We start from the raw sequence: 25,735 nt of genomic DNA on the forward strand, positions 1-25,735 counted from the left end.
CTTAATTCGACAGATAGACATAATTCAACCGTAAGATGCGGCTGACCATATTGTGTTGATTTACAGCAATCACAGAAAGAATATGATTTCCCTCCGGTATCGCAATGGGTTCTGTATATTCCGCTGAGTCAGAGGTCGGATCGCTTCCGTCCCAGGTATAATAGATCTTACAGTTTTCATCTGCAGTGAGTGTAACCAATGTCTCTGTATTATAGGTCCCGCCATCCGGCGCCGCCTGAGGCTGTGAAGGCTCCTGATAAGTGATACGATAGGTCTCTTCGCTGACCGGACCGCTTTTGCCGTCAGAATTAATGATTACGGCCCGAACCCTGGTTTCTCCATCGGTGATCGAGATGGGCTCCGTGTAGCGGATACTGTTCTTCCTACCGGGTTTTTGACCATTCAGCGTGTAATAGATCGTACCGCCTCTACCCTTTAACCGCAAGGTCTGATCATCCGAAAAGTCCCCTCCCTGTAAGGAAAATTCAACTTTCGGCAAGAGATAAGGGTCGATGAGATCCGTAAGTTTTGCATCGCTGACCTGGTATTTTAAGGCCTGCAGGGAAGAAGAATCGTTCTCATCATAATACAGTTTTACCAGAGCTTTTACGATATCCGCATTGTCAGAATCGATGGAAAAAGCTTTCTTTAAGGCAGACTCTGCCAGGTCATTCTGCTTTTTCTTCTGATAGGTAAGTCCCAGATAATAGAGACTCTCGGCGTCCTTTTCTTTCCGCTTGGACACAGCAGCTGTAAAAGCACTTTCTGCAAGGGTCAATTTTCCTTTTTGGAAGGCCTTACGACCACGGGCCATCGCATAGTTATAAGAGTTCAAATATAGCCCAAAGCTGACACAGCTGATTAAAAGGGCAGAAAAAGCTGCAGAAGCCAGGATCTTTCTCTTCCTTTTTTTTACGGAGAAAGCTTTCGCCCGCCCGTTGGAAAAGGCACCTTTTTCCCTGATCTCCTTTGATTCAGAAGCATTGGAAATCAAAGGGATCGAGGTCCCTTCACAGGCTTTGGTGTCTTCATGAATAATGGAAGATAAGGCATCTTCATCGAGCATATTATAATCCGGAACGACCTGGATCGGCCTGCCGCAGAAGGGACAGTAGACTTTTCCCTCCGGAATCTCACCACCGCAGTTTTTACATTTCATCATGAACTATATCAAATCCTCTTCAAGACTTAAGGAATACAGACAGTTACGCATCAGCATGGCAATGGTCATGGGACCGACTCCGCCCGGTACCGGTGTGATTTTGGATACAACAGGAAGAAGATCCTCGGTGTCGCAGTCGCCGCATAGCTTCCCGTTTTCATCGCGATTCATACCAACGTCGAGAACGACAGCACCCTCTTTCACATCCTCTTTATGGAAGAATTTCGCTTTTCCTATGGCTGCGACAAGGATGTCCGCCTGCCGGGTCATCTCTCTTAAATCCTTTGTATGAGAGTGGCATATGGTCACCGTTGCATTCTCCCGAAGAAGCATCATGGCCATCGGCTTTCCAACGATATTAGAACGTCCGACGATGACAGCGTGTTTTCCATCGATCGGAATTTGTGAACGCTTCAGAAGTTCTATCATACCCTGAGGCGTACAGGAAAGAAAGCCCGGACGGCCGATGGAGAGATTGCCGACACTGACCGGGAGAAAGCCATCGACATCCTTTTTGGGATCGATCAGATTTAAGACCAAATCCTCTCGGATCTGTTTTGGCAGAGGAAGCTGGATCAGGATGCCGTTCACATCCTTTCTCTGATTGAGATCAAGAACGAGTTTTATCAACTCTTCCTCTTTCGTATCGGTCGGAAGATGAAAAGTCAGGGGGCGGATACCGGTGAATTCACAGGCTTTTTCCTTGTTTCGGACATAGACTTTCGAAGCCGGATCTTCACCAACCAGAATGACAGCAAGAGTGACATCCTGTCCCTTTTCCTTCAGAGACAGGACCTCTTCTCTTACTTCTTCCTTGATCTCCAATGAGATTTTTTTACCGTCGATCAATTTATCTTGATATTGTTCCAGGATCCTATTCATGATTTGGTCTTCCTTTTTATCTGCCATCGGTTTTCTTTAAAACAGTCCTGTGATCCTGCCGTCGTCTGTGACATCAATATTGTTGGCTGCCGGAACCTTGGGAAGGCCGGGCATCGTCATGATATTACCGGTTACGGCAACGACAAAGCCTGCTCCTGCGGAAGGATAGATCTCTCTTACGTGAAGGGTGAAGCCCTCGGGGCGTCCCAGAAGTTTCGGATCATCCGACAGGGAATACTGAGTCTTTGCAATGCAGACCGGGCAGGACCCCATACCAAGCTCTGTGAGATGCCGGATCTCTCTTGCTGCAGGCTTTGAGAATTCTACATCTTTTGCTCCGTAGATTTCCCTCGCGATGGTCCGGATCTTATCGTCCAGAGGAAGGTCACTTGTGTAGATCGGAGCAAAGTGGCTCTCCTTCTCTTCCAGAGTCTTTAAAACTTTCCTGGCCAGATCGATACCGCCTTCTCCGCCTTTCTCCCAAACCCGGCTCAGAGCGAATTCACAATTCCTTTCCCGGCAGAAGTTTTCAACGAAAGCAGTTTCCTCGTCTGTATCCGTAATAAAGGAATTCAATGTTACAACAACAGGAACTCCGAATTTCTGAAGATTCTCAATGTGCTTTTCCAGGTTTACAATGCCTTTTTTCAAAGCTTCCATATTGGGGGCTGTCAGCTGATCCTTGGGAACTCCTCCGTTATATTTCAGAGAACGCACAGTTGCAACCAGTACAGCACAATCGGGTTTGAAACCTGCCATCCGGCACTTAATATCGAAGAACTTTTCAGCTCCGAGATCTGCGCCGAATCCGGCTTCCGTGATCGCAATGTCACCAAGCTTTAAGGCCGCCCTGGTCGCTTTTACACTATTACAGCCATGGGCTATATTTGCAAAAGGTCCGCCATGTACAATGGCAGGGGTATGCTCCAGGGTCTGAATCAGATTGGGGCGAATTGCATCTTTCAGTAAGGCTGCCATTGCACCGACGGCATGAAGATCCTTTGCGGTGACCGGCTCGCCCTGGAAATTATAGGCAACGATGATCCTGGACAGACGTTCCTTCAGATCATGGAGATCATCGGCCAGACAGAGAATGGCCATGATTTCGGATGCGACGGTGATTTGGAAATGATCTTCCCGGACCATCCCGTCCGCCTTTGCACCCAGGCCGACAACGATATTACGAAGCACACGGTCATTCATATCCATGCAGCGTTTCCAGACGACCCGGCGGGGATCAATGCCAAGGGCATTGCCTTGCTGGATATGGTTGTCAAGCATGGCGGAAAGGAGGTTATTGGCAGAGGTGATGGCGTGGAAGTCTCCTGTAAAATGGAGGTTCAGATCTTCCATGGGAACCACCTGGGCATAGCCGCCGCCGGCTGCACCGCCCTTGATGCCGAAGCAGGGTCCGAGGGAAGGTTCTCTTAAGGCAAGAACAGCCTTCTTTCCGAGCTTATAGAAAGCTTCGCCGAGACCGATGGATGTCGTTGTCTTGCCCTCTCCGGCAGGAGTCGGGTTGATGGCAGTGACCAGAACCAGCTTTCCATCCGGCCGGCCCTCAATCTTCTTTAAGAAATCCTCGGACAGCTTGGCCTTATATTTGCCATAGAGATCCAGGTCATCCATGGTCATGCCAAGGCTTTCGGCAACCTTCCAGATGGGTTCCATTTTTGTTTCCTGTGCGATTTCAATATCTGTTTTCATCGTTCTCTCCTCTTTCTCTTTTCCCTGTGAAGGCCCGGATCAGAAATCCGAAGCTTTCTGCCTTTGAAGTCCACTGAATCATAGCATGAATCTCTGATTTGCGGAGATCTGTTTTTTTTCTGATTCAGGAGGCTTCCTCTGTCAACTTTTGATCAAATGCTTCTATTGTCAACAGAATCCTTCTGGGCTTAGTCCCCTCTTCGGGACCGACCACGCCGAAGTCTTCCAGCTGATCCATAATTCGTGCGGCACGGTTGAAACCGATCTTGAAATTCCGCTGCAGCATGCCGATCGAGCCCTTCTCCTTCTCGATTACAAGCCTTGCCGCATCTTCAAAGTATTCATCCCGGTCATTGGTAAAGCCGCCGCCGTTTCCGTCGATCGACTGATAGCCGTCAGTTTCTGCTTTCTGCATCTCTTCCTGAATGGCGGCATCATAACCGCTGCTCTCATTATTACTCTTTAAGAAATGCACGACCTTGCCGACTTCTTCATCGGAGACAAAACAGCCCTGAACCCGAATGGGCTTGGACATTCCCTGCGGATAATAGAGCATATCGCCCTTTCCCAGAAGCTTTTCGGCGCCGGTCATATCCAGAATGGTTCTGGAATCAACACCGGATGTAACAGCAAAAGCGATCCGGCTCGGCATATTGGCCTTGATGAGTCCGGTGATGACATTTACAGAAGGTCTCTGTGTTGCAATGATCAGATGAATCCCTGCGGCTCTGGCCAGCTGGGCCAGGCGGCAGATGGACTCTTCCACTTCTTTCGATGCGACCATCATAAGGTCGGCAAGCTCATCCACGATCACAACAAGCTGAGGCATCTTCTGAGCGGGAAGGCTTTCTTCTTCGCCGTTTTCATTATAGATCGTGATCTGACCGTCGTGGATCTTACTATTATATCCCTTCATATCCCGGACATGTGATTCCGCAAATTTTTTATAGCGAAGGGTCATTTCATTGACGGCCCACTGCAGGGCAGCAGACGCCTTCTTCGGATCGGTCACGACCGGGATCAGAAGATGGGGGATCCCATTATAAACGGAAAGCTCAACGACCTTGGGATCGATCATAATGAATTTTACTTCATCCGGAGTCGCCCGATAAAGAATACTCATAATAATGGTATTAATGCAGACCGATTTACCGGATCCGGTTGCACCCGCAATCAGAAGATGGGGCATTTTTGCGATATCGGAAATGACGACCTTGCCGGCAATGTCTCGTCCGACGGCAAAGGAGATCTTAGATTTTGCCGTCTGGAAGTCATTGGTCTCAACGATCTCACGGAAAGGAACCATGGAAGGCTCTTTATTTGGAACTTCGATCCCAATGGCTGCCTTTCCGGGAATCGGGGCTTCGATCCGGATATCCGTTGCTGCAAGATTCATTTTGATATCATCCTGCAGGTTTACGATTCTTGAGACCTTGACGCCCATTTCCGGCTGGAGCTCATAGCGGGTAACTGCCGGTCCCCGGCTGATATCCGTGATCTGAACATTGATACCGAAATTCTTTAAGGTCTCTTCCAGTTTCATGGCTGTGCCGTGGAGAATGGAATCATTTTCCCGGTTCTGTCTTTTCACCGGATTCAAGAGGGAGACAGGCGGGAATTGATAAGGCTTAGGCGCTGAACCTTCCGCCGAACCTTCCGCTGAACCTTTCGAATCTTTCTTCGAAGAAACGCTTGCAGATTCACTTACATTGCTATGATTCGTATGCACTTCTTCCGCTCTGGCCGATTGTAGATTTGTATTCGAAATTCCAGAAGAGGATAAATGAGAATTCGGCTTTCTCTCGTCAGTATCCGCATGGCTGCCATCTTCTATCGGTGCACCGGGATTCTCGTCGATTCGTTGTTTCTTGTCTTCTTCTGCCCGGTCTAAGAGTTTCTGCATGGAAGGATCATGATCCGAATCCGGCTCAAATGCAGAGTGAATGCGCGGGGCATTCTTCTCAGTCTTCTCTTCTTGACCGGATCTTAGATCATAATGATCTACGCTTTGGATCTCCACTTCTTTGGAATTGACTTCCATACGGACAGGATTCTCCACGCCGCTTTGACCGGAGCCGCTTAAGGGAGTGACAGCCTGTTCGGGAATCTCTGTATTCATAGAAACGCCACGGGCAAGCCGATCTTTCCGAAGGGGACTGTCTTCGTTTTGAATGATTTCCGCATTTTTGATGTCCGGCTTTTTCCGGCCGGGTGCAGTGACGAAGGGACGAATCTTTGCTTTTTGTGATTCTTCTTTTCCGAATTCTTTTCCGGATTCTTTTCCGGATTCTTTGTTTCGAGGGGCTTCGATCCGGATATCCGGCCCTAATGCCCTCTTTTCCTCGACTCTGGCATCATGCTTTCTCTTTTCTTCCTGAAGTTTTCGAACACCGGACCGCTCCGTCATAAGAACCAGGAAAAGAATCATAAGAATAATGTCAACAACATAAGCACCGACCAGGCCGAAAGCCGTCTGAAGCCAGGAAGACAGGATCCCCCCCATAAGGCCTCCGCCGCTGTGATGCTCCCTGCTGTAGAGGAAAGAATCTGAAATAGAGAAAGACTCTTCCCCATGCGCCAGAAGTTCCGTAAACATCATAAGGAACCAGGAAAAAAGAGCGGAATAGATCAGTTTTCGCAGTGCATAGGCATCATTTTTATTCGAGATATAATAAAAGACACCCAGGCAGAGGGCCAGAGGCAATAAATAATTCAAGAGGCCAAAGAGACCGAAGAAAAATCCGCAGACTGTTTTTCCAAAAACACCGCCAAGGCCCAGATTTCCAAGAAAAAGAAGGATCGAAATTAAGAACAAAAGAAGGAGATAAATGTCGACCATAAATTCCTGCTGCTTCTTTTCCGAAACTTTGTTTCTTCCTGAGGATCGATTCTTTTGCCCGCTGGATGCGCTATGACTTCTGTTTCCGGTTTTCGAAGCGGTTTTTCTTGCGGAAGAAGCCTGGCTTTTTCTTGTATTTGAAGTCTTACGTGATCTGCCACTGCTTGTTTTTCTGGTCTTTTCTTCCGTCATAATGCTCCCCGGATCGGATTTCTTGGTTCAAATGGTAAGACAAAGGTAAAAGGACCTTTTCTTCTGTATTTATAATTTATGATTTATGCAACTCTTTTATCATAGCAAATTTTCGTATTTCTTTCAAAATAATGTTTCAGCCCTTCCTGTCGTCAAAATGAAAAAGCTGTTGCAGAATTTCCCGACGGGTTCTGCAACAGCTCTTGTCGATCAAAAGATCAGCCGATCAGATAGTGATAAAGCTCTTCATATTTTTGCTTCTGATGCTTCCAGGAATAGTCTTTCGCCATTCCCCGGTCCACCATTTTATTCCAATCTGTCTTCTTTTCGAAGAATACAAACTTGGAATAATTTACGGTATTGAGTAACTCATCCCCATTATAATTAGCAAAGGAGAAACCGTCTCCGGTGTGTTCATATTCATTAAAAGGAATGACCGTATCCTTTAATCCGCCGGTTTCTCTTACGATCGGTACAGTGCCATAGCGGAAAGAAATGAGCTGGGTCAGACCACAGGGCTCGAAACGGGACGGCATCAGGAAAGCATCGGCAGCCGCATAGAGCTTTCTGGCAAGATCTTCCGAGTAGCAGATATTTGCCGAGATCCGATCCGGATATTTCCATGCATAGTGACGGAACATATTCTCGTATTGCGACTCGCCGGTCCCGATGACTACCAGCTGCGTATTGTCATCTGCGATCCCTTCAATGCAGTAATTAATCAGATCCAGTCCCTTCTGATCGGTCAGACGGGAAATCAATCCGATCATATACTTCTTCGTATCTACGGTAAGGCCCAGCATTTCCTGGAGCTTTTCCTTGTTGACCTTCTTATTGCGGCGGAAATTCGAAGCATCATAGTTCTTAAAGAGAGCCGGATCCTTGGCCGGGTCATAGGAATCATAATCGATGCCGTTTACAATGCCCTGCATATCAAAGTGTCTGGAAGACAGAAGACCGTCCAGGCCCTCGCCGTAGTAAGGGTTCTGGATCTCCTCAGCATAGGTGTTGGAGACGGTCGTGATATAGTCTGCGTAGACCAGACCGCCCTTTAACATATTCCCGCACTTGTTGAATTCCAGCTTATCCGGGGTAAAGAGATCCATAGGAAGTCCGGAAAGACCCTGCAGGGTCTTGACATCCCATACACCCTGGAATTTCAGATTGTGGATGGTCATGATGGTCTTGATCCCCCAGAAGAAGGGGTTTGCCTGAAATTCCGTCTTTAAATAAACCGGGATCAGACCGGTCTGCCAGTCATGGCAGTGGATCAGATCCGGTTTGAAATCGATGACCGGGAGGATCGACAGAACCGCTTTATCAAAAAATGTAAAGCGTTCCATATCTCTCCTGGTTTCACTATAGGGATAGAAACATTCGAAGTAATCCAGGTTGTCAATGAAATAATAGGTAATGCCCAGATACTTGTACTGCATGACACCGACATACTTCTCGCCGATGTAAGGGCCGCAGCTCATATTGAAGTGTGTGACATATTCGAACTGATCTCGGAATTCATGCGGAATACAGGTGTAATCCGGAAGCACTACGCGGACGTCCCAGACTTTGGGATCAAATTCTTTCGGAAGCGCTCCGACAACATCTGCCAGACCACCGGTCTTAACAAAAGGAACACATTCACTTGCAGCAAAAAGAATCTTTTTCATTGCGCTACCCCCCTGGAAGCAACCAAACAACAAACAAGTTACCTACTTGTGTTATTAATCTTCGTCCGGCTCATCCCAATTGTGGTAAACATTCTGCACATCATCATCCTCATCCAAGAGATCAAGGATCCGACGAATGCACTTGATATCCTCTTCATCGGACAGGGTGACATATGTCTGAGGAATCATGGTGACTTCAGCCTCTGCCATGGGAATATTTTCCTTCTCCAGCGCCTCGCGGACTTTTGAGAAATCATCCGGATCGGTCAGGATCTCATAACCATCCTCATTTTCCTGGAAATCATCGGCGCCGGCATCCAAAGCCATCATCATAAGATCATCGGCATCCAGGTCGCAATCTTCCTTGGAAACAAGGATCTGCCCCTTCTTATCGAACATATAGGAAACGCATCCCTGTGTTCCGATACTGCCATGTCCCTTCGTGAAGGCACTTCTGACATTTGATGCCGTACGGTTTCTGTTATCGGTCAGAGTCTCTACAATGATTGCGGTTCCGCCAGGGCCGTATCCCTCATAAGTTGCAGTCTCATAGTTTACGGAATCTGCATCTCCTGCAGCCTTCTTGATACCACGCTCAATGGTATCATTAGGCATATTGGCAGCCTTGGCTTTCGCAATGACATCACGAAGCTTGGAATTGTTGTCCGGATCCGGACCGCCCTCTTTGACGGCAACGGCAATCAGACGACCGATGATGGTAAAGCTCTTTCCCTTCGCAGCATCGTTCTTTTCCTTCTTATGCTTGATGTTTGCAAATTTTGAATGTCCTGACATTTTTATTAAATCCTTCCTAACAATAAATTCATAAAAATTTTAGCATTTTCATGGCTATGATTCAAGTGAATCGGAATCCTTAGGGATCGGTTCTACCAGGACCTCCCGGATGACGTGGTCCTTCACGTCCTGAACATGAAAGGCAAAACCGTGCGTCTTGACAGTAAAGGTCTCATGGTCCATGGGGACACGATGGATCTCATTTATGAGAAAGCCGTTTAAGGTGTCGATCTCATTTTCCGGATCGGTAAGATCGGTATCAAGGATCTGTGAGACCTCGTCCATCGGCGTCATTCCGTCCATTTTATACTTCTGTTCATTTACGACCTCGACTTTACTCTCCTCTTCGTCATGCTCATCCTGGATATTTCCGACGATCTCCTCGAGGATATCCTCCATGGAAACCAGACCGCTGGTTTGTCCATATTCGTCAATCACGATGGCCATATGAGTCTTTTCCAGCTGCATGGTAGTAAACAGTGTATAGATACCATGAGTCTCCGGTACCGTTTCAGCCGGCCGCAGGAGATCATCCATATCCCGGATCTTCTGCTGGAAGCAATCCTCCTTCAGGCTGTACTGAAGGATGTCCTTGATGTGGACGATCCCGATGATATTATCCAGAGAATCGAGATAAACCGGGATCCTGGAGAAATGGACATCCTGGAAGAAATGTATGGCGTCCTTTAAACTGGTATTTCCCTCCATAGCAGTGATGTCATTGCGGTGAACCATGATGTCCTTCACGCACTTATCATCCAGCTCGAAGATATTCTGGACCATGGTTGCTTCACTGGAAAGAATCGATCCGCTCTCATTTCCCTCATTGACCATGGACAGGATCTCCTCTTCCGTAACTTCATCCGGATCAGACGCGTTTTTTCCCCGAAATGGACGAGACAGGATCCGCGCAAAGAGGCTTGCCAGACCGTAGATCGGAAAAAGAAGGATCTTACAGAAGAAGAAAACGCCTTGGAAGGCATAGATCCCTGCCTTACTTCTGACACTGAATACATAATAGGGAAAGTATATGAAGAGAAGCAAATACAGGATCATTGCCAATAAGAGGAGGAGAAAAGAAAAAAGGATCTCTCCCCCTCTCTCCCCGGATAAAATACCGGACAGGGAGAGAAGAATGCTTTCTATTAGAAAGCTGTTCAAGAGGCAGACGAGAAGCAGGATCCGCCGGCAGCCTTCTGTATTTTCGTGGTCCTTTTTGACCCTCATTCGGATCTTTCTCTGACGGTCAGACAGTTCCTTCTTCTCATCTCCTCCGGGATCCGGCAGATTTACCAGAGAAAAATAATAAGCAGAAACAGAGAAAGTCAGAAAACACAGGACAATCAGGACCCCTATGAGCAATGAATCAATCATTTGAAATAGTGCTTTCTAGCGACTTCTTTTCCATTTTGATAGAAGATTCGCGGAATGCGGTTGCCGAGGCAGCAGGCAAATTCATAATTGAAACGTCCGGAAAGATCTCCCAGTTCTTCCAGACTGATAGAAAGATCCCCGTCTTTTCCGATCAAGGTGACCCGATCCATTAATTTGGCTTCCGGAATTTCTGTAATATCAACCATCATCTGATCCATGCAGATCCGGCCCAGGATCCTGGCCTTTTTCCCATGGATCAGGACATAGCCCTTGTTGCTTAAGGTCCTGGCATAACCATCTCCGTATCCTACCGGGATCGTTGCAACTCTTGTTAATTCTTTTGTTACGAAACTTCCGCCATAGCCGATGGGACAACCGGCCGGAAGTTCCTTGATATGAACAATTCGACTATAGAGTGATAAAGCCGGCTTCAAGGGGAAAGAATGATCCATTTCATTTGACGGCCAGAGTCCATAGAGAGTGATCCCCGCTCTTACCATATCCATAGAAGCTTCCGGAAGTTCCATAATCGCGGCGCTGTTGGCACAGTGATGAATGGAGAAATGGATACCAACAGAGGCTAAGTCATCGATCATCTTTTGGAAGGTTTTCAATTGTCCTCTGGCATTGGTCTTATCCGCTTCATCGGAACGGGCAAAATGGGTAAAGATCCCTTCCAGGGAAAGATTTGGAAGTTTTTGTATCTTTTGGATCTCTTCAACGGCAGAGGGACCCGGAAGGAAACCGATCCGACTCATGCCGGTATCAATTTTAATATGAATGGGGGCCGTTACATGAAGACGGACTGCTGCATCCGAAAATTCCTTCGCCATGTCCAGACGGAAGATCGTAGGCCGGATATGATTTGTTATCATGAGAGGATACTCTTCCGGAAAGGTAAATCCTAAAACCAGGATGGGCTTTCGAATCCCGTGATTTCGAAGTTCCATAGCTTCATCTACGGTTGCTGCTGCATAGCCGAAGACATAATCAACGGACTCCAGCATATGAGCAATTTCAACGGCTCCATGGCCATAGGCATCGGTCTTAATCACAGCCATGATCTTCGTTTGTTTCGGAAGATTCTGATGCATCGCCTCTAAATTGTCTTTGATATGATCCAGATTGATTTCTGCCCAGACTCTATTGTAATCCATGAAAAACTCCTTTGAATTCTCGGACAAATTCAAGAACAATTGATCTTACGTGTCAAAACGACCATTTGGCACGGTAAAATATGAAACAAAGGTTAAAAATCCGATTTCTTATTATACTAATACATTGTGGATCGCGTCAAGAATCTCTCTTGGTCCCATGGCATAGACACCGCATTTCTTGCGGGCCAGATCCCCTGCTTTTCCGTGGAGGTAAACAGCAAGAGGAGCGGCCTTCGACGCCGGAAGATGCTGAGCCATCAGTCCTGCCAGAAGGCCGGCTAAGACATCTCCGCTTCCTCCGGTGGACATGCCGTTATTTCCGGTCGTATTGATGATGGTATCTGAAAAAGGAATGGCCGTAATACTGGCGGCATTTTTTAAGACCAGGGTCACCTGATAATCATTGGCGAATTCTTCCGCCAAAGGGATCATATGTTCTGCTACATAGACAGGGCTTACTTTCTTTAATCTTGCCATTTCACCGATATGCGGCGTCAGGACCAGGTCCAGGTGAGGCCTCTGCAGGAGACTGAGATCTTCGGACAGAAGATTTAAAGCATCTGCATCCATCACCATAGGAGTCTGGATCTCTTCCATGACCAGAGAAAAAAGCTGCCGGGAAATGGCTGTTTGTCCAAGACCAGGTCCGATCAGGACAACATCGGCCCAGGACAGTTCTCGTTTGATCTCCTGCTTACTTAATTTATTTCCATAGACGGATAAAAGAGCTTCCGGGATCTGACTCTGAACGATTTCCCTGTTTCTTTCATCGGTCAGGACTTTGACCAGGCCGGCACCGGATAAGACACAGGCTTTGGCTGCAAAGCAGGCAGCTCCTGCCATGAGATAGGATCCGGCAATGACTAAAACATGACCATATGATCCCTTGTTGGAGCCAGAAAAGCGCGCCGGTTTATATTGATTCAGATCGGATTCCTGGAAGACTTTCCGTCCTGCTCTCTGGTCTTCTTCGAGGGGCCTTTTGATCCCGATATCCCGAAGGATGAGTTCTCCGCAGTACTCCTTTCCCGGGAACAGAAGCTGGCCGACTTTCAGATAGGCAAGGCTTACCGTCAAATCTGCTTTGATTGCTGTTCCGAGGATCCGCCCGTCACCTGCAGCGACTCCGCTTGGAATGTCAACGGAAAGAATGGGTTTCTTTAAGTCCTGAAATTTCTGGAATTTCATGGCCATTTCCTCTTCTACCGGGCGGGACAGACCGGTACCGAAAACGGCATCGATCAGAAGATCCCGGTCATAGAGGTCATTCACATCTTCCGTGAAAGAAACGCCTGCCTTGTCTGCAATCTGATATTGAAACCAGGCCAAGCCCTGATTCTTTTTCTCTTGAATCGGTCCGGTCAGGCAGACTTTACAATCATAGCCCTCCAGTGCAAGGATCCGGGCAGCTGCGATCCCATCACCACCATTATTGCCAAGTCCGGCAAAGACGCCGATTTTTCTTGCCTGAGGAAAATGCTTTTTTATTTCCTCAGTGATGGCAAGTGCTGCTCTTTCCATCAAGAGATCCGATGGAATGCCGATTTTTTCTGTCATCTGCCGGTCTGCTTCCTGCATCTGCCGTCCTGTCAAAACACAAAGCATAATATACTCCTTTTTGCTTAAAAAAAGGCCGTGAGGCAGAGGATTCCGCTTCACAGCCAAAAGAGCCGATGATCCACGGCTTCTTATTCATTTTCTTGTGTCTCATCCGACTGGTTCTGTATCCGATAATTATAAGACAATTCCATAAGAGAATCTGCCAGATGGACATTCTGTACAACAACAGAATCCGGCACGTCCAGATCCAAGAGGGCAAAATTCCAAATTCCCTTAATGCCGAGATTTACCAGCTGATCTGTGACATCGGCTGCATGAGAACGGGGAACGGTCAGAGCTGCCATATCGACTTTATTATTCTTGATGAATGAAGGCAGCTCCTCCATTAAACGAATCGGAATATCCCGGATGGTTTTCCCTGCAAGCTGAGGATTGACATCAAAAAAGCCGATCATTTTGAATCCGAGATTTTCAAAATGCGAATAGCGGGAAATGGCCTGACCCAGGTTACCCATTCCTACCACGATCATGTTATGAACCTTGTCTACGCCAAGGATCTTACCGATCTCATTATGCAGGTACTGAACATTGTAGCCGTAGCCCTGCTGGCCAAATCCGCCGAAATTATTCAGATCCTGACGGATCTGAGATGCGGTAATATGCATACTCTTAGACAGGTCACCCGATGATATACGGTCTACACCATTCTCAAGTAATTCATCCAAATATCTGTAATAACGGGGAAGACGCCGAATTACGGCGTTGGATATTTCCTTAGCCATTGTCATTTATCTCCTCATGTAAAAGTTCAGTAGACTCTCCTTATCAATGAATCAACATTGTTAAAAAATAAACATTCTTAACCTATGATAGTTTTCTTGTGAAAAAAAGTCAACTATTCTGCATCCAATTCCATCGAAAGAGACTCCCATTTGGCATAAGCGTCTTCCAGTTCTTCTTCCAGATCGGATCGCTCTTTCGTCAATTCATTTAATTTTGCAGAATTCTTTGCGATCGATTCATCTGTGAATGCCTTATCGATCTCACGGATCCTCTCTTCCCTCTTCGATATCTCTTCTTCCAATGAGGCCAGGGCTCTTTCGACTTTCTTTCTCGCTGCTTTTTTCCGCTTCTGCTCCTGGTAATCCAGTCCGGCATCCTTACTGTCTTCTGCAGAAGGATCTCCCTTTTTCTCCGATTCGGATCTTACATTTGAAATTTCCCCTGATGCAGAGGAAGGCGTCAGATCCTCCTCGGCCTTTTTTTCCAGATAATAGTCATAGTTTCCCAGATATTCCTTCATTCCGTCCTCATGGATCTCCAGGATCCTCTCGGCAGTCTGATTAATGAAATAACGGTCATGGGAAACATAAAGCAAAGTCCCGGTATAGGCATTCAAAGCTTCTTCCAGAATCTCCTTGGATTCCATATCCAAATGGTTGGTCGGCTCATCTAAGATCAGAAAATTGGCTCCGGACAGCATAAGCTTTGCCAGAGATACTCTTCCTCTCTCCCCGCCGGACAGTTCCCGGATCTTCTTATAGACATGGTCTCCCTTAAATCGGAAGGCCGCAAGGATGGAACGTACCCTGGTATTATTCAAATTGGGATAAGCATTCTGAAGCTCTTCAAAAAGTGTTGCATCCTCGTTCAGATTCTGCTGCTCCTGATCATAATAACCGATGGTAACGCCGGTTCCGATATGTACGGAACCTGAATCTGCCGGAAGAATTCCATTGATGATTTTTAAGGTCGTTGTCTTACCGGTTCCATTGTCACCGAGAATGGCAACTCTTTCCTGCCTTCGGATCTGGAAGTTCAAATTTTTGAATAATAGCCTGTCATCAAAACTCTTGGATAAATTGGTCACCGTAAGGACGTCATTTCCGGACCGGCTGTTGGGCTCTAAAACCAGCTTCATACCGGTATCTTCTTCCTTTGGCCGTTCCATCCTCTCCATTTTATCCAGAACTTTCTTCCGGCTCTCCGCTCTTTTAATGGACTTTTCCCGGTTAAAGCTCTGGAGCCTGGTAATCACAGCTTCCTGATGAGCAATCTCCTTCTGCTGTTTTTCGTATTCCCTCTCCAAAGTGATCAGAAGCTCTCTCTTCTGTTCGGTATAAGCTCTATAATTTCCGGTGAACAGATGGGCCGGATGCATGGAGAGATCCAGCGCATGATCGATGGTCCGGTTTAAGAAATACCGGTCGTGAGCAACCAATATGACAGCCCCGCTGTAATTCGACAGGAAAGTCTCCAGCCATTCAATGGAATGGAGATCCAGGTGGTTAATGGGCTCGTCGAGAAGGAGAACGTCCGGTTTTGCGGAAAGAAGCCGGCTTAAGGAGACACGGGTCTTCTGCCCTCCGGACAATTGATCCATGCTTTTCGAAAAATCTTCCTCGGAAAAACCCAGTCCCTTTAAGACACCGGCAGCCTGGCTTCGAAAGACCAGTCCGCCTTTTTCTTCAAAGGTTTGGCTTTTCACATGATAAGTTTCAATCAGCTGATTTAAGGCATCCCCGGTGACACGAGACATCTGTTCTTCCATGTTCCGCAGTTCCTCTTCCTCACAGATCAGGTCCTGGCGGGCAGAAAGGACGATATCATAGATGTTTCCGGCCCAGTCATCCTTCTGGTACTGGGCCAGGTAGCCAAGCTTTTTCCCGGAGGCCAGTGTTACAGTCCCGGAGTCTGGCGTCATTTCTCCAACGATGCACTTCAGTAATGTGGACTTGCCGGTTCCATTGGAACCCAGAATGCCCAGTTTTTCGTTCTCCTCCAGCTGGAAGGAAATATGATCAAAAATTACATCTGATCCGAAAGCTTTCGTAAGATCGGAACAGGTTAATACAAATGCCAAGTTACTCTGCCTCTCTATCCAAGGTATCTTTGATTGCAAGGATAAATTCCTCACTGCCAAGAGTGGTAGGATTCAAAAGCTCTGTGATCCTTGCCAGATCACCGGTCATCTTACCGCTCTCAATGGTATCAATGGTTGCTTTCTCCAGCCGGTTAGAAAAATCGACAAGCTCCGGGATCTGATCCAGTTCTCCGCGCTTTCTTAACGCTCCGGTCCATGCAAAAATGGTTGCAACGGAATTCGTGGAAGTCGGCTCGCCCTTTAAATGCTTGTAATAGTGCCTCTGTACCGTGCCATGGGCTGCTTCATATTCATAGTAGCCCTGAGGGGAAACGAGGACCGAAGTCATCATTGCCAGTGAGCCGAAGGCTGAGGACAGCATGTCGCTCATGACATCACCGTCATAATTCTTGCAGGCCCAGATAAAGCCGCCTTCTGATTTCATGACACGGGCAACGGCATCATCGATCAGGGTATAGAAATAGGTGATGCCGGCTTCTTCAAAGAGCGGTTTGTATTTCTTATCATAGCGCTCCTGGAAGATATCCTTAAAGGTATGATCGTATTTCTTACTGATGGTATCCTTGGTTGCAAACCAGAGATCCTGCTTCTTCTCCAGAGCATAGCTAAAGCAGGAATCTGCAAAGGAGGTGATGGAAGGAATCAGATTGTGCTGGCCCTGAACAACGCCGGGGCAGTCAAAATCATGAACCAGAGCTCTCTCTTCATGACCGTCTTCTGCCGTATAAACCAGCTCTACTTTTCCGGGGCCGGGGATTTTCATTTCCGTATTCCGATAGACATCGCCATAGGCATGACGTGCGATAGTGATCGGCTTCTTCCAGGTGCGGACATTGGGCTCGATTCCCTTGACCAGGATGGGCGCACGGAAAACGGTTCCGTCCAGAATGGCACGAATGGTTCCATTCGGACTCTTCCACATCTCCTTCAGATTATATTCCTTGACACGTGCTGCATTTGGAGTGATCGTCGCACATTTCACGGCAACACCATATTTTTTGGTGGCCAGGGCCGAATCAACGGTGACCTGATCATTGGTTTCATTTCGGTGTTCCAGTCCGAGATCGTAATACTCACTCTTTAAATCGATATAGGGGAGGATCAGATGCTTCTTGATCATGGCCCAGAGGATCCGGGTCATCTCATCTCCATCCATTTCCACCAGAGGGGTTTTCATCGTAATCTTTGTCATGCCGTGCCTTCTTTCTTCTTTTCTTGTATACAAAGCTGGAATTTTTCGAATACGAACTGTCAAAAGTATAACAAAGTGGACCTTTTTGGTAAAGACTTTCCTTTGCTTTTATACGTTGAAGTGTTGACATATATCAAACAAACAGATAGGATTGGTATATAATATTTCAAAGAGAAAACTGACAAAAAACTGACAAAAAACTGACATAAGAAATTAGGAACGTGAGGTCACAATGGACGATTTTCGCACCAAAATCAACGACTGGAAGAAGATTGGTTTTATCGGACTTGGTTTGATCGGAGGATCAATTGCAAAGGCGATCCGACTGGAATATCCTAAGATCAAGCTCATCGGTCATGCTTCAAGACGGTCTACATTAGAGAAGGCAGAGGCCGAAGGCGTGATTTTGAACAAAGATTTTTTGCCCCTGGAGGAGTTTGCAACTTGTGATGTCCTCTTTCTCTGCAGCCCGGTCCGGGTCAATTGTGACTATCTAGATCAGTTAAAACCGCTTCTTTCCAAGAAGACCCTGATCACGGATGTCGGGTCGGTCAAGGGAGATATTCATGAGAAAATTCGGGAGCTTGGTCTTTCTGCCCAATTTATCGGCGGTCATCCTATGGCAGGTTCCGAAGCGATCGGTTTTGAAAATTCTTCCCGCCTTCTCTTACAGAATGCTTTTTATATCCTGACGCATGATCCGGAAATGAATGCAGAGGAATTAAATCTCTTCTCGGAATTTGTTCATTCCCTGGGAGCCATTCCGATTCAATTGACACCGGATCGGCATGATTTTGCGACTGCTTCGATCAGTCATCTGCCTCATATCATTTCCGCTTCTCTTGTGGATCTGGTTCGTAAGGAAGATACCAAAGATTCCATCCTGAAAACCATTGCCGCAGGAGGTTTTCGGGATATCACGCGGATCTCCTCTTCTTCTCCGGTCATGTGGCAGAATATCTGTCTGGCCAACCGGGATGAGATCTTAAAATTACTGGATCTTTATGAGGATTCTCTGGATGAGTTCCGGAAGGCCATTTTGGCCGGCGATTCCGAGAGCCTGATCCGGCTCTTTTCCAATGCAAAGGAATACCGGGATTCGCTTGCCATCACAGATCGGGGCATCCTTCCGGTTGCAAATGAGATCTATCTCTTCATCGAGGATAAGGTCGGCGGAATTGCTGCCGTATCAAAGCTTCTGGCTGATCATGATATCAATATCCAGAATATCGGCATCATCCATAACCGTGAATTTGAAGATGGAGTCCTTCGTATTGAAACCTATCGAAGTGATGACAGGGACCGGGCAGTACAACTCTTAAAAGAAGCCGGATATCAGATCAGAAAGAGAAAATAAGGGATCCTTAAATAAGGAATCCTTTTAGAAAAGGACTGAGAGTTTTTTCGGCAACTGAAAAAGGAATTGGAAACGGAGATATGATGTACCAGGCAAATAAAATATTTTCAGAAGATATCAAATCGATGCATGGCGAATTGAGAGTCCCCGGAGATAAGTCGATCTCTCACCGATCCGTCATGTTAGGATCTCTGGCAGAGGGGCAGACAGAAGTCACCGGTTTCTTAAACAGCGCAGACTGCCGTTCCACAATCTCCTGCTTTCGAAAAATGGGTATTTTGATCAAAACAGAGGAAGAGAATAACAAGGTCTACATTTCCGGCAGAGGCCTGGATGGATTAAGACCGGCGGATGGAGTCCTGGATACCGGAAATTCGGGAACGACGACCCGGATGATCAGCGGTATTCTGGCGGGACAGACCTTCACCAGCCATCTGAATGGGGATGATTCGATACAGAAGCGTCCAATGAAGCGGATCCTGGAACCTTTACAGGAAATGGGAGCCCGGATCCGCTCGGATCGCGGGAATGATTGTGCTCCTCTGACCATAGAACCATCTCCTCTTCGGGGAATCACCTATCATACCAAGGTCGCATCTGCCCAGGTCAAGTCCTGTATCCTTCTGGCCGGTCTCTACGCTGAGGGGGAAACCTGTGTCTATGAGCCTGCTCTGTCCCGTGATCATACGGAACGTATGCTTCGGGCGTTCGGGGCGAAAATGGATCTTGATCCCGAGAATAAAATGGCCCTGATCTATAGCCGGCCCAAGCTTCTGGGACAGAAAATATTCGTCCCGGCTGACATTTCCAGTGCGGCTTATTTCCTGGCCGCAGGTCTGATCCTTCCGAATTCGGAGATCACTCTGAAGGATGTCAATATCAATCCGACTCGGGCAGGGATCCTTTCTGTCATTCAAAAGATGGGTGGTCATCTAGTCATCGAAAATCAAAGACTTTTGTCCGGAGAAGAAGTCGCAGATCTTACGGTTTCTTCTTCCTCTTTACATGGCTGTACCATCGAAGGAGACCTGATCCCCCGTCTCATCGATGAGATCCCCGTGATTGCCTGTATGGCTGCCTTTGCAGACGGTGATACGGAAATCAAGGATGCATCGGAGCTTCGGGTCAAGGAATCCGATCGGATAAAGTCCATTTGTGAAAATCTTCTGGCTATGGGTGCAGATGTCGAGGAAAGGCCGGATGGCTTACGGATCCACGGAGGAAAGGAGCTGCATGGAGCTCCTGTCAAAACTTATATGGATCACAGAATTGCTATGGCTTTTACGATCGCCGGACTTGCAGTAAATGGTGCAGTCACATTAGATCACCCCTCCTGCGTGGACATCTCCTATCCGGAATTCTATGATCAGGTTCAGCTTCTGATACAGTAAAATGTCACTGCAGATATTTCGGATCTAAGGGTTCTGCTCCCTTTCTGCCATGGCAGTATTTATACTTCTTGCCGGAACCGCAAGGGCAGGGATCATTCCGTCCGATCTTCTTGGCACGATGAACGGTCTTACTCTTCTTCTGCTCCAGATAAAGCTTCTTCTGTTCTTCCTTGGAAAAAATCTTATCCCATTCCGGCAGATTGTAAAGCCAGTCAGCTTCCGCATCTACCATGTTCATATAGAGTTTTTTCTTATCAAAAGCAAGGGAAACGACCGTGTTCTCATCCATGGTCTCGATCGGATTCGGTTCTACCAGACTGTCATTGATTCCATCCAGAAAACCGACCATAATTTTAAGCTCGATCCCGAAACGATCTGCCAGTTCCCTGACACTTCCCTTTACCACATTATCCGGATCCTTCAACAGGATGGAATAGATCTCCTGCTCCTTCTTGAAGTAGTCGTCCCAAAGTTTCTTCAGCGCATTGGGATCTGCATTCCGGTCATAGGCTTCTTTTCGCCAATCTTCTAACAAACTCATGTTCATTCTCCTTTAAATATTGTATGATTGTTCCTAAAGAACGCACTTATTTTATCAGAAGCCGCCTGACTTGTACAGACGCATCAAATGGAGACCATAATGAAAAAATTACGTCAGATTCTTGCGATCCTTGGAATCGTCATTCTTGTCGGTATGTATGCCTTCACATTATTTGCAGCATTGACAGATGATCCGAGGACCATGCATATTCTTGGATTGTCCATTGTCTTGACGATCCTGATCCCGGCCATTCTCTGGATCATCGGAGTCTTTCTTAGGATCGGAAAAAAATAAGAAATAAGAAATCACTTTCTCCTTCGAACCGCCCAAATGATAATACCAATAAGGATCAATGCAATAGGGATCATCAGTCCCCACAGGAGTCCATAGAGGACGACCGCCCTGGCACTGAACTGGAGATTCTGATAACTGTAGCTCTTCGATGCGACAGAAACGGATCCTTTCGATGCATCACCGCCGAAAGCAGACAGGATATTGCTGAAGAGTCTGGTATTTTGCCCCGGTGCCATCGATTCCACATCGTCAACCAGCATATAGGAAGATGCCAGAACGATCAGATTGGCTTCCTTTCCACCGACCGTGATTTCACTCCCAAGGGTAAAGCCTGTCCCTTCCGGCTTCTTCGTATCCGTCATTTCCTTTCCTGTCTGGGGATCTACGAGACTTGCTCCCGCAGAAGTGGTCAGAAAATCATTTGTTGTATAATTTTCATTCGTTCCGCTTGTCATCGAAACGGCTTGCGGCACCAGAATGGAAGGATTGGAAGAAATGCCCTTCGTAAGATCTGTCTTTGCCACATTGGGATAGAGAAGCCAGGAATAATTGGGTGCTGTATAGGTACTGCTGTCTTCCACCAATCCATAGCGGATATTGATGCCGTATTGATTCAATAGATTGACATAATTTGGTGTCGGATCCGAATTGCCATCTGATATGGCAGAAAGCGAAAGGGTGAGAAGCGCTTTCCCTCCATTGGATAGATAGGTCGACAATTTCTGGCATTCCCCTTCAGAGAGATCGCTGGTCGGACCATTCAGGATGAGGAGAGTACAGTCGGACGGGATCTCATTGTTACGAAGATTCAAGCTGTCCTTTGTCATATTCTTTTTACTGATCAGTTCTGAAAAAGCACTTCCCAGTTCTGTTTCATTATGCCCTTCGACAATATAGACCTTGTCTGAATTGCTCTTTGTAATACTTTGAATTGCAGATGTGATCTGGCCTTCTGCATCGAATGCCGTGATCTGGTAGGAATACGTCGAATTATCGATGCCATAACTGAAGAGATCGGCTGAATTGATGACTTTGGATTTTCCTGTGGAAGCATTCACAAGGATCAGACTTCCCTGATCCATGCTCTCATCACTGTATTTCGATGCAAATTTCGGACTCTGATCCGTGTCGATGTATTTGACCTTGATATGAGGATCTCCCTCATAGAGATTCAAGGTATGGTTCACGGCTTCTCCGCTGTAGGGAAGGCTGGCATCATTTTGTTCCAGAGAAGTCATCTTCTCTTCTTCTGTACGCGTATTGAGACAGTAGATCGTGATATCCGTCTGTAAGCCGTCCAGGAACTTTTTCGTGTCACTTGTCAGAGAGAAAAACTTCGATCGCGTCATATCGATCGAACGATAACGGGAAGGAAGCTTTGTGATCCCGATATTTCCTGCAATCAAGACCAGAAGCAGGGCAAAAATGGAGACCAGACTGAAAGCCCCTGTGGTCAGTCGTTTGATACTCATGGTCCATCTGGCCTTCTGGATGACCTGACAGGTCAGAAAAAGACAGAGGATGATGATGGACAGATAATAAACCAGTGATGAGATCTCTATGATGCCGGAGCGAAAATTATCAAAAGGTGAACTCAAGTCATAACAGGACAGGATCTTCACTAAAATCGGAAACTTAGAGAAAAAGCCTGTGATACCGGACATCATGTAGCCCAGAAAGAGCACGGCGATGGATAGAATGGCAGCGATCATCTGGCTTTCTGTAAGAGCAGAGATCAGAAGACCAATGGCAATGCAGGAGAGGCCATAGAGCCAGTAGCCTAAGATTGCGGTATAACTTTCCTTTAAGGCAGCTTTTCCAAACATACGTAAGAAAAGCGGACTGATCCCGATCACAAGCGTCTGAATGGTGAAAGTAGATGCCAATGCCAGATATTTTCCCAGAATGATCTGTCCGACGGAAGACGGAGAGGTCCACAGAAGCTGATCGGTATGGTTCTTCTTTTCTTCGGAAAGAGACCGCATGGTAAGGACCGGTGCCGTAAAAAGCATGAGGAAAGTAATGCTATAAACAGTATTCACAATGGAGGGAGATCCTTGTGACAGATTATAGGCGAAGAAATATAGACCATAGACAAAGAGGTTGATTCCTAAAAAAAGCCAGCCGATGACGTTATTGAATAAAGATCTGAATTCTCTTTTCCATACTGCTATCATTCTTTGTTACCTGCCTTGTCTTTCGTTTTTTCTTTTGTTTCTTCTTTTGTTTTTTCTTTTGTTTCTTCTGCATGGGCCTGATCCATCCGAGGATTAGGCTCTTTTTTAGTAAGAGGCGTATCGCTTTTATCTGTGAGCTCTAAGAAGACTTCTTCCAGGGACTGATTGACTTCCGTCATTTCCAGGATGGCAAATTTCTGATCCATAAGGAGCTTAGAGATCTCCGGCCGGATATCCTCGTCTCCGTTATAATAGACATCAATTTGAGCTTCCTTTTCCCCGGTCTCCTGCCTGACTTCCACACGGTCTATATTTTCCAGATCCAGAAGAAGCATGCGGATGACCTGGCCGTCGCCAAGACCATGAATGGAAAGATGCCGCTCCTTGTTAAAGGACTCTGTCAGATGATCTGCACTTTCGGAAAGGATGATTTTCCCTTTGGAAAGGATAAAAATATGATCACAGAGATCACTGACCTCTGCCAGGATATGGGAGGAAAGCAGGATGATATGGTCTTCTTTCAGACGAAAAAGAAGGGAACAAAACTCACTTAGCTGCCTCGGATCCAGACCGACGGTCGGCTCATCCAGAATAATAAGCAGGGGGTCATTGGCCAGGGCAGCCGCCAGGCCGACTCTCTGCCGGTAACCTTTGGAAAGATTTCGAATCAGGCGGTCACGAACATCGCTTAGATTTGTAAGGTCAATCAGCCGCTTCTCTTCTGCTTTTTGTTTCTTCCTTTCGACTTCCTTCAATTGTATGACAAATTGAAGATATTCCCTCACTGTCATATCCGGATAAAGAGGTGGTATTTCCGGCAGATAACCGATCCGTCTCTTGGCTTTACGGGCATCCTTCAGGATGTCCAGACCATCGATGGATACACTCCCATGACCAATGGCCAGATATCCGGTCATCATGTTCATTGTGGTCGACTTTCCGGCCCCGTTCGGTCCCAGAAGGCCGTAGATATGTCCCTTTTCCATAGAAAAGGAAAGGTCAGAAACAACGGGATGCTTCCCATAGGATTTGGATAGATGCTTCACTTCTATCAAAGTAGTTCTCCTTAATCGTTCTCTTTCATCGTTCTTATTGAATTTTGCCGAGTTTGTTTTGAATTAAAGCGACAAAAAACTGCCTCATCAAACGTTTGCTGCTTTACTAAGTATACAAGTTCGATCGAGGCAGTTTGTGATAAAAGTGTTAAGAATGCTGATCCGAAATTATTTTTTCAGCGGTGATTCGCGGTAAATAATATCCTCTCTTGCAGGACCGTTAGAGATCATGGTAATCGGGAAACCGATCTCCTTCTCGATAAATTCAATATAGTTTCTGCACTTTTCCGGCAGATCCTCGTACTTTTTAATACCGCGGATATCGCATTTCCAACCCGGGAAGGTCTTATAGACCGGCTTACAATCCTTGAGCTTTGAAGTGACCGGGAATTCTTTTACGGTCTCACCATGGTATTCATAAGCGACACAGACCGGGATCTCATCCAGATAACCGAGGTCATCGACAACGGTAAAGGCAACATCGGTAGCACCCTGTACCCGGCAGCCGTATCTGGAGGCCACACAGTCATACCAGCCGACACGGCGGGGACGTCCTGTGGTAGCACCATATTCGCCACCGTCACCACCATGATTCCGAAGAAGCTCAGCCTCATGACCGAAGATCTCGGAAACGAACTCTCCTGCACCGACAGCGGAGGAATAAGCCTTGCTGACAACGACGATCTTATTGATCTCATAAGGTGCGACACCACAGGAAACTGCGCCGAAGGCAGCCAGAGGAGAGGAAGATGTGACCATGGGATAGATGCCGTGATCCGGATCCTTCATGGTACCAAGCTGTCCCTCGAAGAGGACCTTCTTACCTTCTTTCAAGGCTGTTGTCAGATAAAGGGATACATCACCGATATAGGGCTTTACCCTTTCTCTCTGGTTTTTGATCCAGTTCAGGAGGCCTTCCCGATCAATGGGGTTGGTATGATAGAGATTGGTCAGAAGAACATCCTTAATATCTGCCACGCGATTGATCTTCTCCATCAGAACATCATCATCCTGATAGAATTCATGAAGCTGCCAGCCAATCTTTGCATATTTGTCGGAATAGAAAGGAGCAATTCCGGACTTGGTAGAGCCAAAAGACTTACCGGCCAGGCGTGCTTCTTCCAAGGTATCAAAGAGAACATGGTAAGGCATCATGACCTGTGCCCGGTCCGATATCAGAAGATTCGGCATGGGGACTCCACGGCTTGTGATCGTATCGATCTCATTCATGAATTTCTCGATATCGAAGGCTACGCCGGCGCCCATGACATTCATGATATTCTGGTGAAAAGCACCGGACGGAACCGTATGTAAAGCGAACTTACCATAGTCATTTACGATGGTATGGCCTGCATTTGCACCACCCTGAAAGCGGACAACAATGTCAGCCTGATCTGCCAGAGTATCTGTGATCTTGCCCTTTCCTTCATCACCCCAGTTTGCGCCAACTACTGCTGTAATCATTTCTCACTCAACCTCCAAGAAAAATCTTTACAAAAGCCTCTGAAA

Annotated in this window: 19 protein-coding genes; 3 read left to right on the top strand and 16 right to left on the bottom strand. The window is 46.8% G+C overall.

The window, feature by feature from the left end:
• Nucleotide 1: 1 nt before the first annotated feature.
• From ACKX2L_RS02625 to ACKX2L_RS02680, 12 genes are all read right to left on the bottom strand, one after another.
• Entirely contained in the window at nucleotides 2-1,162 is a 1,161-nt protein-coding gene (locus ACKX2L_RS02625) for a chitobiase/beta-hexosaminidase C-terminal domain-containing protein (protein ID WP_497550052.1), read from the bottom strand.
• Between the two features lie 3 nt (nucleotides 1,163-1,165).
• Nucleotides 1,166-2,071: a bifunctional methylenetetrahydrofolate dehydrogenase/methenyltetrahydrofolate cyclohydrolase FolD gene (gene folD, locus ACKX2L_RS02630; protein ID WP_497550051.1), complete on the bottom strand. Its 906-nt coding sequence runs from the start codon at nucleotides 2,069-2,071 to the stop codon at nucleotides 1,166-1,168.
• A 9-nt stretch (nucleotides 2,072-2,080) separates the two neighbouring features.
• A complete protein-coding gene (locus tag ACKX2L_RS02635) occupies nucleotides 2,081-3,751 on the bottom strand; it encodes a formate--tetrahydrofolate ligase (protein ID WP_497550050.1) in 1,671 nt (556 codons plus the stop codon).
• 124 nt (nucleotides 3,752-3,875) lie between these two features.
• A complete protein-coding gene (locus tag ACKX2L_RS02640; RefSeq protein ID WP_497550049.1) occupies nucleotides 3,876-6,782 on the bottom strand; it encodes a DNA translocase FtsK in 2,907 nt (968 codons plus the stop codon).
• 218 nt (nucleotides 6,783-7,000) lie between these two features.
• On the bottom strand, nucleotides 7,001-8,449 hold the full coding sequence (glgA, locus tag ACKX2L_RS02645; RefSeq protein ID WP_497550048.1) for a glycogen synthase GlgA: 1,449 nt from the start codon (nucleotides 8,447-8,449) through the stop codon (nucleotides 7,001-7,003).
• Between the two features lie 54 nt (nucleotides 8,450-8,503).
• Nucleotides 8,504-9,244, bottom strand: coding sequence for a YebC/PmpR family DNA-binding transcriptional regulator (locus ACKX2L_RS02650; RefSeq protein ID WP_497550047.1), 741 nt, complete (start codon nucleotides 9,242-9,244; stop codon nucleotides 8,504-8,506).
• Between the two features lie 54 nt (nucleotides 9,245-9,298).
• A complete protein-coding gene (locus ACKX2L_RS02655) occupies nucleotides 9,299-10,618 on the bottom strand; it encodes a hemolysin family protein (protein WP_497552569.1) in 1,320 nt (439 codons plus the stop codon).
• Nucleotides 10,615-11,775, bottom strand: coding sequence for an alanine racemase (alr, locus tag ACKX2L_RS02660; protein ID WP_497550045.1), 1,161 nt, complete (start codon nucleotides 11,773-11,775; stop codon nucleotides 10,615-10,617). Before alr ends, ACKX2L_RS02655 begins: the two co-directional genes overlap by 4 nt.
• 111 nt (nucleotides 11,776-11,886) lie before the next feature.
• The gene (locus ACKX2L_RS02665; RefSeq protein ID WP_497550044.1) at nucleotides 11,887-13,380 is read right to left on the bottom strand and encodes an NAD(P)H-hydrate dehydratase; all 1,494 of its coding nucleotides are present in this window, start codon (nucleotides 13,378-13,380) and stop codon (nucleotides 11,887-11,889) included.
• Nucleotides 13,381-13,463: 83 nt separating this feature from the next.
• Nucleotides 13,464-14,117 (bottom strand): redox-sensing transcriptional repressor Rex, encoded by a 654-nt coding sequence (locus ACKX2L_RS02670; RefSeq protein WP_497550043.1) that lies wholly within the window; start codon nucleotides 14,115-14,117, stop codon nucleotides 13,464-13,466.
• Between the two features lie 113 nt (nucleotides 14,118-14,230).
• Nucleotides 14,231-16,198 (bottom strand): ABC-F family ATP-binding cassette domain-containing protein, encoded by a 1,968-nt coding sequence (locus tag ACKX2L_RS02675; RefSeq protein WP_497552570.1) that lies wholly within the window; start codon nucleotides 16,196-16,198, stop codon nucleotides 14,231-14,233.
• 1 nt (nucleotide 16,199) lies between these two features.
• Complete coding sequence (locus ACKX2L_RS02680; protein WP_497552571.1) at nucleotides 16,200-17,411, bottom strand: NADP-dependent isocitrate dehydrogenase; 1,212 nt, start codon at nucleotides 17,409-17,411, stop codon at nucleotides 16,200-16,202.
• A 232-nt stretch (nucleotides 17,412-17,643) separates the two neighbouring features.
• On the opposite strand from ACKX2L_RS02680, the gene ACKX2L_RS02685 reads away from it, so the two are divergent.
• Together ACKX2L_RS02685 and aroA are read left to right on the top strand one after the other, a co-directional pair.
• On the top strand, nucleotides 17,644-18,768 hold the full coding sequence (locus ACKX2L_RS02685; RefSeq protein WP_497550040.1) for a prephenate dehydrogenase/arogenate dehydrogenase family protein: 1,125 nt from the start codon (nucleotides 17,644-17,646) through the stop codon (nucleotides 18,766-18,768).
• Between the two features lie 125 nt (nucleotides 18,769-18,893).
• On the top strand, nucleotides 18,894-20,159 hold the full coding sequence (gene aroA, locus ACKX2L_RS02690) for a 3-phosphoshikimate 1-carboxyvinyltransferase (protein WP_497550039.1): 1,266 nt from the start codon (nucleotides 18,894-18,896) through the stop codon (nucleotides 20,157-20,159).
• Nucleotides 20,160-20,163: 4 nt separating this feature from the next.
• Here the strand turns inward: aroA and ACKX2L_RS02695 are convergent, their stop codons facing one another.
• The gene (locus tag ACKX2L_RS02695; RefSeq protein WP_497550038.1) at nucleotides 20,164-20,706 is read right to left on the bottom strand and encodes an SEC-C metal-binding domain-containing protein; all 543 of its coding nucleotides are present in this window, start codon (nucleotides 20,704-20,706) and stop codon (nucleotides 20,164-20,166) included.
• Between the two features lie 93 nt (nucleotides 20,707-20,799).
• Here ACKX2L_RS02695 and ACKX2L_RS02700 point away from each other — a divergent pair, with 93 nt between their 5' ends.
• A complete protein-coding gene (locus ACKX2L_RS02700) occupies nucleotides 20,800-20,994 on the top strand; it encodes a hypothetical protein (RefSeq protein WP_497550037.1) in 195 nt (64 codons plus the stop codon).
• An 11-nt stretch (nucleotides 20,995-21,005) separates the two neighbouring features.
• Here ACKX2L_RS02700 and ACKX2L_RS02705 read toward each other — a convergent pair whose 3' ends face one another.
• From ACKX2L_RS02705 to ACKX2L_RS02715, 3 genes are all read right to left on the bottom strand, one after another.
• On the bottom strand, nucleotides 21,006-23,171 hold the full coding sequence (locus ACKX2L_RS02705; RefSeq protein WP_497552572.1) for a Gldg family protein: 2,166 nt from the start codon (nucleotides 23,169-23,171) through the stop codon (nucleotides 21,006-21,008).
• Nucleotides 23,168-24,217: an ABC transporter ATP-binding protein gene (locus ACKX2L_RS02710; RefSeq protein WP_497550180.1), complete on the bottom strand. Its 1,050-nt coding sequence runs from the start codon at nucleotides 24,215-24,217 to the stop codon at nucleotides 23,168-23,170. Before ACKX2L_RS02710 ends, ACKX2L_RS02705 begins: the two co-directional genes overlap by 4 nt.
• 177 nt (nucleotides 24,218-24,394) lie before the next feature.
• Entirely contained in the window at nucleotides 24,395-25,690 is a 1,296-nt protein-coding gene (locus ACKX2L_RS02715) for an adenylosuccinate synthase (protein WP_497550035.1), read from the bottom strand.
• Nucleotides 25,691-25,735: the final 45 nt, after the last annotated feature.

This window comes from Porcibacter vitabionis (genome assembly GCF_046263795.1).
Taxonomy (GTDB): Bacteria; Bacillota; Clostridia; order Lachnospirales; family Lachnospiraceae; genus Lachnocurva.